This is a genomic window from Nocardioides sp., from assembly GCF_004803405.1.
In the GTDB taxonomy this organism is placed as follows: domain Bacteria; phylum Actinomycetota; class Actinomycetes; order Propionibacteriales; family Nocardioidaceae; genus Nocardioides; species Nocardioides vastitatis.
Genome location: NZ_SSXI01000198.1, coordinates 1 through 8,803, shown reverse-complemented (window position 1 = coordinate 8,803; position 8,803 = coordinate 1). Strand labels below are relative to the sequence as shown.

The 8,803-nt window shown below is 70.7% G+C and carries 9 protein-coding genes; 1 reads left to right on the top strand and 8 read right to left on the bottom strand.

Going from position 1 to position 8,803, the window contains the following annotated elements; genetic code table 11:
• The 8 genes from E7Z54_RS14000 to E7Z54_RS13965 form a co-directional block, all read right to left on the bottom strand.
• The coding region (locus E7Z54_RS14000) for a sugar phosphate isomerase/epimerase family protein (RefSeq protein WP_240769684.1) at positions 1–395 on the bottom strand (395 nt) is incomplete at its 3' end.
• Positions 392–1,558 (bottom strand): dihydrodipicolinate synthase family protein, encoded by a 1,167-nt coding sequence (locus tag E7Z54_RS13995; RefSeq protein ID WP_136434689.1) that lies wholly within the window; start codon positions 1,556–1,558, stop codon positions 392–394. The genes E7Z54_RS13995 and E7Z54_RS14000, both read right to left, overlap by 4 nt.
• On the bottom strand, positions 1,555–2,709 hold the full coding sequence (locus tag E7Z54_RS13990) for a Gfo/Idh/MocA family protein (protein ID WP_206056210.1): 1,155 nt from the start codon (positions 2,707–2,709) through the stop codon (positions 1,555–1,557). The genes E7Z54_RS13995 and E7Z54_RS13990 overlap by 4 nt, the downstream gene beginning before the upstream one ends.
• 35 nt (positions 2,710–2,744) lie before the next feature.
• Positions 2,745–3,491, bottom strand: coding sequence for an ABC transporter ATP-binding protein (locus tag E7Z54_RS13985; protein ID WP_136434687.1), 747 nt, complete (start codon positions 3,489–3,491; stop codon positions 2,745–2,747).
• Positions 3,481–4,257 (bottom strand): ABC transporter ATP-binding protein, encoded by a 777-nt coding sequence (locus E7Z54_RS13980; RefSeq protein ID WP_136434685.1) that lies wholly within the window; start codon positions 4,255–4,257, stop codon positions 3,481–3,483. Before E7Z54_RS13980 ends, E7Z54_RS13985 begins: the two co-directional genes overlap by 11 nt.
• On the bottom strand, positions 4,254–5,375 hold the full coding sequence (locus E7Z54_RS13975) for a branched-chain amino acid ABC transporter permease (protein WP_240769683.1): 1,122 nt from the start codon (positions 5,373–5,375) through the stop codon (positions 4,254–4,256). The genes E7Z54_RS13980 and E7Z54_RS13975 overlap by 4 nt, the downstream gene beginning before the upstream one ends.
• Positions 5,359–6,237, bottom strand: a complete 879-nt coding sequence (locus tag E7Z54_RS13970; RefSeq protein ID WP_136434683.1) for a branched-chain amino acid ABC transporter permease — start codon at positions 6,235–6,237, stop codon at positions 5,359–5,361. The genes E7Z54_RS13975 and E7Z54_RS13970 overlap by 17 nt, the downstream gene beginning before the upstream one ends.
• Positions 6,238–6,287: 50 nt before the next feature.
• Positions 6,288–7,508: an amino acid ABC transporter substrate-binding protein gene (locus E7Z54_RS13965; RefSeq protein ID WP_136434681.1), complete on the bottom strand. Its 1,221-nt coding sequence runs from the start codon at positions 7,506–7,508 to the stop codon at positions 6,288–6,290.
• 136 nt (positions 7,509–7,644) lie between these two features.
• Between E7Z54_RS13965 and E7Z54_RS13960 the strand changes: the two genes are divergently transcribed.
• Positions 7,645–8,676 (top strand): LacI family DNA-binding transcriptional regulator, encoded by a 1,032-nt coding sequence (locus E7Z54_RS13960; RefSeq protein WP_136434679.1) that lies wholly within the window; start codon positions 7,645–7,647, stop codon positions 8,674–8,676.
• The last annotated feature ends 127 nt before the right edge of the window (positions 8,677–8,803 follow it).

Here is an 8,803-nt window from a genome sequence, read left to right as displayed (position 1 = left end):
AGGCCGCCGGGCACCAGCACCAGGCACTCGGTGCCGAGCGCGGCCGCCTCGTCGAGCGCGCGCAGGTTGTCGTCGTGGCGCCGTCGTCGCTCGCCGGCGTCGGCCACGGTGAAGAACCCGCCGCGGCACAGCGAGGACACCCGCAGACCGGCCTCCTGGATCCAGCGGATGCCCTTGTCGAGACCCGCCTCCGCGAGCGGCTCCCGCCACACCCCGATCGCCGGGACGCCGTGCCGTACGCACCCGTCGACGGCCTCGCGGAGGGACCAGCCGTCGACCGTCTTCTGGTTGAGCGAGAGCCGCCCCAAGCGCGGGTCGCCGGGGGCAGGGGTGTCGATGCGCGCCGGCGCGCGGGACGGCACGTCGATCGCGGTCACGTCCCCGGGGGTGCTCATCGCGTGGCTCCGGCGGCCTCGAGCCACAGCCGCATCCGGTGTGCGGCGAGCTCGGGGTCGGGCAGCAGCTGGGCGCGGTTCGCGAGCGCGAACAGCCGACCCAGGTGGACCACGCTGCGCGCGGACTGGAGACCGCCGACCATGGTGAACCCGGGCTGGTGTCCGCACAGCCAGGCCAGGAAGGCGATGCCGGTCTTGTAGTGCCAGGTCGGCGCCTCGAAGATGTGCCGGGACAGGGGCAGCGTCGGCGCCATCTCGGCGTCGTACGTCGCCAGGTCGCCGTCGTCCAGGGCACTCAGCGCGGCTGCGGCGGCCGGGGCGATGGCGGCGAAGGCGCCGAGCAGGGCGTCGGAGTGGTGGCTGCCGTCACCGCGGATCAGCTCGGGGTAGTTGAAGTCGTCGCCGGTGTAGAGCCGTACCCCGTCCGGGAGCGCCGCCCGCAGGCCGACCTCGTGCTCGGCCGACAGCAGGGAGACCTTCACCCCGTCGACCTTGCCGGCGTGCTCACGGATCAGGCCCAGGAACGTCCCGGTCGCCTCGGCGACGTCCGGGGAGCCCCAGTAGCCACGCAGCTGCGGGTCGAAGACCTCGCCCAGCCAGTGCAGGATCACCGGCTCGCGCACTTGGGCGAGGAGGTCGTCGTACACCGCGAGGTAGTCGTCGGGGCCGGTCGCGACCGCGGCGAGGTGGCGCGACGCCATCAGGATCACCTGTGAGCCGGTGGACTCGATGAAGCCGACCTGCTCGAGATAGGCGTCGCGGACCTCCGCCGGCGTGGACAGCCGGTCGCGGTGGTCGGTGCCGGCGCCGGACGCGATCCGGGCGCCGTAGTCGCGCGCCTGCTCGGCGCTGCGGCGCACCAGCTCCTGCACGGCGGGCCAGTCGAGCCCCATGTTGCGCTGCGCGGTGTCCATCGCCTCGGCGACACCGAAGCCATAGCGGAACAGCTCCCGCCGGAACGCCAGCGTGGAGTCCCAGTCGACGACCGCGGGCGCGCCCGGGACGTTCTCACCGCGCGGGTCGGCGACGACGTGCGCCGCGGCGAAGGCGACCCGGCTCGCGAACGGCTGCGGGTGGTCCTTCCACTGCCGTGGCTCACGGAGTACGACGCCCTCCCACCCGCCGTCGGCGAGCGGGACCTCCACGCGGCCGGTGCGGGTCATCGGCGCGGCATCTCGATCCGGCGGCCCTCGGCGGAGGACCGCAGACCGGCGTCGACCAGCTCCAGGCCGCGCACACCGGCGGCGAAGTCGTAGCGGTGCGGCCGGCCGTGGTGGACGTCGAGCAGGAACTGCTCCCACTGGGCGCGGAACCCGTTGCCGAACTGCTGGTTGTCGGGCACCTCGGCCCACTGGGAGCGGAAGTCCTCCGAGGTGGGCACGTCGGGGTTCCACACCGGCATCGGCGTCAGCTCCCGGGGCTGCACCCGGCAGCCGAAGAGTCCCGCGACGGCGGAGCCGTCGGTGCCGTCGACCTGGAACTCCACCAGCTCCTTGCGCTCCACCCGGACCGCCCAGGACGAGTTGACCTGGGCGATCACGCCGCCGGCCAGCTCGAAGATCGCGTACGCGGCGTCGTCGGCCGTGGCGTCGTACCGCTGGCCGCTCTCGTCCCACCGCTCGGGGATGTGGGTGACCGCCTTCGCGGTGACCGCCTCGACCCGGCCGAAGAGGTTCTCCAGCACGTAGTTCCAGTGGCAGAACATGTCGAGGACCATCCCGCCGCCGTCCTCGGCGCGGTAGTTCCAGCTGGGCCGCTGCGCGGGGAGGTAGTCCCCCTCGAACACCCAGTAGCCGAACTCGCCGCGGACCGAGAGGATCCGGCCGAAGAAGCCGCCGTCGATGAGCCGCTTGAGCTTCATCAGTCCGGGCAGGTACAGCTTGTCGTGGACGACACCGTTGATGATCCCGTACCGCTCGGCGGCCTCGACGAGCTCGAGTCCTTCCGCCACGGACTCGGCGATCGGCTTCTCGGTGAAGATGTGCTTGCCGGCGGCCGCGGCCTTGAGGATCGCCTTCTTGCGCTCGCTGGTGACCTGGGCGTCGAAGTAGATCGGGGCCCGGTCGACACCGTCCTCGGCCAGAGCGCTGTCGAGGTCGGTGGTCCACGCCGCGATGTCGTGCTCCTCGGCGAGCCGGGACAGCTTGTCCGCGTTGCGCCCGATCAGCACGGGCTCGACCTGGATCCGGCTCCCGTCGGGCAGCGGCACGCCACCGTCCTCCCTGATCGCGAGGATCGAGCGGAGCAGGTGCTGGCGGTAGCCCATCCGGCCGGTGACGCCGTTCATCAGGATGCGGTAGGTGGTGTCGGGCATTGGCGATTCCTCGTCGTGTCGCGGGCTGTCGGTGGTCAGGTGGTCGTCGGGGTCGCCGGCCGACCACCGAGGTAGAGCTCGGCGAGCTGCGGGTCCGCCAGCAGCTCGGACGCCGGCCCGGAGATGTGGACGCGCCCCAGGTCGAGCACGCAGCCCAGGTCGGCCGTCTCCAGCGCCCGGCGCGCGTTCTGCTCGACCAGCAGCACGGCCGTGCCGGCGTCGCGCATCCGCACCACCTGCTCGAACACGATGGCGGTCGCCTTCGGGTCCAGGCCCATCGACGGCTCGTCGAGCAGCACCACCTGCGGCCTGACCATCAGCGAGCGGGCGAACTCCACCTGCTTCTGCTGGCCGCCGGAGAGGGCACCGGCCAGCGCCTTCCAGCGCTCGGCCACCATCGGGAACAGGTCCTTGACGAAGTCGACCCGCTCGGCGATCTCGGCGCGGTCGGTGAGCGAGTACGCGCCGAGCATCACGTTCTCCTCGACCGACATCTCCTTGAACACACTGTGCCCTTGGAGGACGTGGGAGAGGCCGGCGCCCAGCATCTTCTGCGGGTTGAAGCCGGTGACGTCCTGACCGGCCACCCGGATGGTCCCGGAGCGGGGGGTCAGCATGCCGCTGGCCACCTTGAGGACGGTGGACTTGCCGGCGCCGTTGGGGCCGACCAGGCAGACGACGGTGGCCGGCGGGACCTTGACGGTCAGCCCGCGGAGGACCAGCGCGGCGCGGCCGTAGCCGGCCTCGATGTCCTCGAGCTCGAGCAGGTACTCAGATGCCAAGGTAGGCCTCCAGGACTCGGGGGTCGTTCTGCACGACCGAGGGCGGTCCCTCACAGATGGGTCGACCACGGTCGAAGACGACCACGTGGTCGGAGAGGCTCATGACGAGCTCCATGTTGTGCTCGACGACGATGAACGTCCGGCCCTCGGCGTTCAGCGACCGCACCAGCTCGGCGATGCGCTCGATGAGCGCCGGGTTCACGCCGCCGGCGGGCTCGTCGAGCATGATCGTCTCGGGGTCGGCCATCAGCACCCCGGCGAGCTCGAGCAGCTTCTGCTGGCCGTAGGAGATGTCCCGGGCCTCCGCGCGCTCGAGGTGCTCGATGCCCACCCGAGCGAGCAGCTCGCGGGCGCGCTCGACGTCGTCGCGATGGTGGGCGGAGGCGAGCAGGCGAGGAAGGCTCCCGGGCCGGACCGCGGTCAGCATGTTCTCCAGGACGGTCATCCGCGGGAACACCCGGCACAGCTGGAAGCTGCGCCCGATGCCCGCGCGGGCGATCCGGTGCGGAGCCTTGCCGGTGATGGACCGACCGCGGTAGCTGACCGTGCCGGCGTCCGCCCGGATCATGCCGGTCACGCAGTTGAAGAACGTCGTCTTGCCGGACCCGTTGGGACCGATCAGCGCGTTCACCTTGCCGTGGTGGAACTGGACGCTCGCGCCGTCGACGGCCTGGACGCCGCCGAAGGCCTTGCTGAGTCCCTCGGTGGCGAGACCGACCTCGAAGGGCGTCTCTACCTCGACGGGGGTGGGGTCGGGGGCGGTCACGACCGGGCTCCTTCCGTGACGTGGTGCTCGGTCCCGTTGTTCTCCTCCGACGACCCGTCCGCGTCGGCATCGGCGTCGCGTCGCCGCTCGGCCAGGTCGGCCGCGGTCATCTCGCGGATGCTGGAGGCCTGCGGTGCGAAGCGCCGCGCCAGCTGGGTGAGGGCCGGGATGATCCCGTCGGGCATGAACAGGACGACGATCGCCAGCAGCAGGCCCAGCGCGACGAGGTGGAACTGGGTGTCGCCGTACTCCGCCTTGAAGAACTCCAGCGCGTACCCGACGATGACCGCCCCCAGGAGTGGCCCGAACAGGCTGCGGATGCCACCCAGCAGGCTCATCAGCACCATGTAGGACCCGACCAGGATCGAGAACTGGAAGATCGGGTCGAGGAAGCCGAACCAGAGGGCGTACAGGCCGCCACCGAGGGCGGTGAAGAAGGCCGAGACGACGAAGGCGACCAGCTTGTAGTTGAAGGTCGGCACGCCGAGCGCCTGCGCCTTGTCCTCGTCCTCGCGGACCGCCTTGAGACCGATGCCGAACCGGGAGCGGTCGATCAGCCACCACACGAGCAGCGCGGTCGCGAGCAGGGCGGCGTGCAGGTAGAAGAACCGCTCGTGCTGCTCGGGTCGCAGCACCTCGGGCCCGAAGGGGCGGGGGACCCGCAGGCCGTTCGAGCCGCCCGTGACCTCGCCCCACGACTGGAAGACCAGCAGCAGGATCAGCACCATCGCGATCGAGACGATCACGAAGGACGCGCCACGGACCCGCAGGCTCGCGATGCCGACGGGGACGGCGAGTACGGCGACCAGCAGGCCGCTGAGCCCCAGTGCGACCCACGGGTTGATGTCGGTGTGGATGACGATCAGCCCGGTGCCGTAGGCACCCAGGCCCGAGTAGGCGGCGTGACCGAGCGACATGTAGCCGGTGAAGCCGCCGACGAAGTTCCAGGAGGTGGCGAGCACGGCGTAGCTCATGATCACCACGCCCACCGAGAGGATGAACGCGTTCCCGGCGACGCTGGGGAAGGACAGGACGGCGGCGGCGAGGACGAGGACCCCGACGATCTTGAGGGTCGTGATCAGGACGGACCCGCGGCGCACCTCAGAATCGCTGGGCAAGACGACCTCCGAAGAATCCTTGGGGGCGGACCATGAGCGTGGCGAAGAGCGCGAGGTAGAAGAACGTCTGCGCCCACGTGGTGCCGAGCGGGATCTGCAGCAGGCTCTGCCCGAGCCCGAGGACCATCGCGGCGATGGCGGCGCCGGGGATGCTGCCCAGGCCACCGACCACGATGATCGCCATCAGCGGGCCGATCCAGTGCCAGTGCAGGGACGGGTAGATGGTGGAGTCCAGCGAGAGTGCCGTACCCCCGACCGCCGCGGTGGCGAGGCCGATGCCGAAGCCGTAGCCGGCGATCCGGTCGGTGTTGATGCCGACCAGGCGGGCCGCCTCCGGGTGCTGGATGGTCGCCCGCAGCGCCTGCCCGAACCGGGTCCGGGTGAGCACGAGGTAGAGCACCAGCAGGGACACGGCGGCGAGGCCGAAGGCGATCAGCTTGACCACCGCGATGTTGGCGCCGAACACCTCGAAGTCGCCGCCGCCGTAGGACAGACGCACCCGTCGCTGGGTGCCGGTGAAGACGTATCCCAGCAGGCCCTCGATCGTCAGGGCGATCGCGAAGGTCAGCAGGACCGACATCATCGTCATCGTCGCGGGGCGGAGCCGGGAGATCAGCAGGCGCTGCATGCCCACGCCGATGAGGAAGAAGAGCGGGACGGTGACCAGGAGCGACAGCAGCGGGTCGAGCCCGGTCTCGGTCGAGAAGAACCAGGCGAGGTAGGCCGCGAGGATCAGGAACGCCGAGTGGGCGATCATCACCACGCGCATCACGCCGAAGTACAGCGTGAGACCGGCTGCCAGGAGGGCATAGAGCCCTCCCAGCAGCAGGCCGAGGACGATGCTCTGGATGAGCAGGGACATGAAAGGTCAGGCTCTCTGTTGGGGCTGTCGGGACTCTCGGGGCTCTCGGGTCACCACGCCGGCTTGACCGGGATGATCTCGGCCTCGGCCTGCTCCTCCGGCAGGACGATCCGGATCTTCCCGTCGACGTACTGCTGGATCATGTGCGCGCTCTGCGGCCGACCGGCCTCGTCCCACGAGAGGGGACCGACGACGGTGTCGACCTGGTTCCCGTGGAGCCAGTCGATGAGCTCCTGCTGGCACTCCTCGCTCGGGTCGGCGCACTCCGCGGCCTCGACGGCAGCGGCGACGACCTGGCCGGTGGTCCAGGCGTTCGCCTCGTCCTCGCCCGGCGGGTTGCCGTGGAGCTCGGTGTAGAACTCGACGAACTCGACGTTGGAGGGCCAGTCAGCGTCCGGGGTGTAGCCCGTGGGCGAGAGGATGCCCTCGGTCTTGGCCCCGATCGCCTCGGGGAACTCCGGGTTGGTCGGCGCCGTGGAGAAGGCCGCCATCTTCGGCTGGTAGTTCAGCTGCTGCAGGGCGATGATCAGGTTGACCGCGTCCTGGTACTGCGTGCCACCCACCATGATGTCGGCGTTCGTGTCCGCGACCTTGGCCGCGATGCTGCTGAAGTCGGTGGTGTTCGGGGGGTAGACCTCGTCGGCCACCGTGCGCACGCCCATCTCCTCGAGCCGGTCCTTGAGCCCGTAAGCGGTGCCCTGCGCGAACGGGTCGTCCATCGTGGCGTAGGCCGCGGTCTTCGGCCGCTGGTCCGCCGGCATCGCCTCGATGTAGTCGGCCAGGTGGTCGTAGTGGTCGTCGGCCACCGCTGGGGCGGCGTAGAAGAGGTTGTCGAAGCCCTGCTCGAACACCTCGGGAGCGGCGCCTGCGGGCTCGACGAAGAGGAAGCCGTAGTCCTGCGCCACCTGTGCGGCGGGAACGACCAGCCGGGTGGAGAACGGTCCGAACACGAGGTCGACCCCGTCCTGGTTGATCAGCTTCTCGTAGTCGGAGGCGACCCGGTCGGCGTTCGACTGGTCGTCGAGGATCTTGAGCTCGACCTGCTTGCCCAGGAGGCCGCCGTTGTCGTTGACGTACTGAGCCCAGGCCTCGTAGCCGCGCTCGACGCCCTTGCCGGGCTCGGAGAAGTCGCCGGTCAGTGGCAGTGAGATGCCGATCGTGATCGTGTCGTCGCTACCGCCCTCGTTGCCGCCGCTGCTGATGCAGCCGGTCATGGCCAGGCTGCCCGCGAGGGCGAGGGTAGAGATGCGGAGGCGGGTCGTGACCTTCATGTCGCTCCTCGGGAGAGTGGACGTAAGCGCTTTCGTAAGCGCTTTCGGGTACTCTAGGCTGACCCACGGCGACGTGGCAAGGGTCACATGCAGACCGATTCCGGACCTGAAGAGGTCCTGACCGTGGGAGGCGCGGGTGGAGAAGGCGCGAACGACGCTCCGCTTGCAGGACGTGGCCGAGCAGGCCGGAGTCTCCATCGCCACGGCGTCACGCAGCCTCAGCGGCGCGACCGGGGTGAGCCCGTCGGTGGCCGAGCGGGTGCGGGAGGTGGCCCGGCAGATGGGCTACGTCGCCAACCTGCACGCCCGCAGCCTGGCCGCCGGGACGTCGCGCTCGGTCGGCCTCGTCGTCCACGAGATCGGTGACCCCTACTTCGCCGAGATCGCGAGCGGGGTGCTCCGGGTCGGCGCCCGCGAGGGCCTGACCGTGCAGATCTGCCACAGCGGCCGGGACCCCGAGCGGGAGCTCGACCAGATCCGGATGCTCGTGGCCAACCGCGTCGGCGCGGTGGTGATCGCCGGGTCCGGGTTCGTCGACCCGGCCATGCAGGCGGCGGCCCGCGCGGATCTCCAGGCCTATCGCCGCAACGGCGGCCGGGTCGCGGTGATCGGGCGGCATCACCTCGGGGTCGACGCGGTGGTGCCGGACAACATCAAGGGCGGCCGAGCTGTCGCCGAGCACGTCCTGGGTCTGGGGCACCGCAGCATCGCGGTCGCCACCGGCTCGCGGGAGCTGACCACGATCGCCGACCGGCTGACCGGCGTCGCCGAGGCGTTCGCGGCCGCGGGCATCGACTTCGACCGGGTCCCGATCATCGAGGCCGCCTTCACCAGGGACGGCGGCAAGGCGGCGGCGGAGGAGATCCTCACCCGCCATCGCGACGTGACCGCCGTGCTCGCGATGAACGACGACATGGCGATCGGCATCCTCTCCACGCTCCGCTCCCACGGCGTCTCGGTGCCCGATCAGATCTCCGTCTCCGGGTTCGACGACGTGGCCGTCGCCCAGGACCTCTCGCCCTCCCTCACGACGGTCCGCCTGCCCATGGTGGAGATGGGGGAGAGCGCCCTGGAGCTGGCCCTGAAGGAGCCCGCGGCGCGGCCGCGCCGCCAGCGTGCGGCGCACCAGCTCGTGGTCCGTGGCTCGACGGCGCCTCCGCCGGCATGACCGCCACGTCGAGCCGTCGGCCGCGGGTCCTGGTCGCGCCCGACAAGTTCAAGGGCACCCTCGATGCGGCGGGTGTCGCCGCAGCCGTGCGGCAGGGCATCGTGCGCGTCGTGCCCGATGCGGACGT

What these genes read in the sequence shown, in the direction of transcription:
- E7Z54_RS13995 (WP_136434689.1), bottom strand. Translation starts at nt 1,558, where the DNA reads ATGACCCGCACCGGCCGCGTGGAGGTCCCGCTCGCCGACGGCGGGTGG.
- E7Z54_RS13990 (WP_206056210.1), bottom strand. Translation starts at nt 2,709, where the DNA reads ATGCCCGACACCACCTACCGCATCCTGATGAACGGCGTCACCGGCCGG.
- E7Z54_RS13970 (WP_136434683.1), bottom strand. Translation starts at nt 6,237, where the DNA reads ATGTCCCTGCTCATCCAGAGCATCGTCCTCGGCCTGCTGCTGGGAGGG.
- E7Z54_RS13965 (WP_136434681.1), bottom strand. Translation starts at nt 7,508, where the DNA reads ATGAAGGTCACGACCCGCCTCCGCATCTCTACCCTCGCCCTCGCGGGC.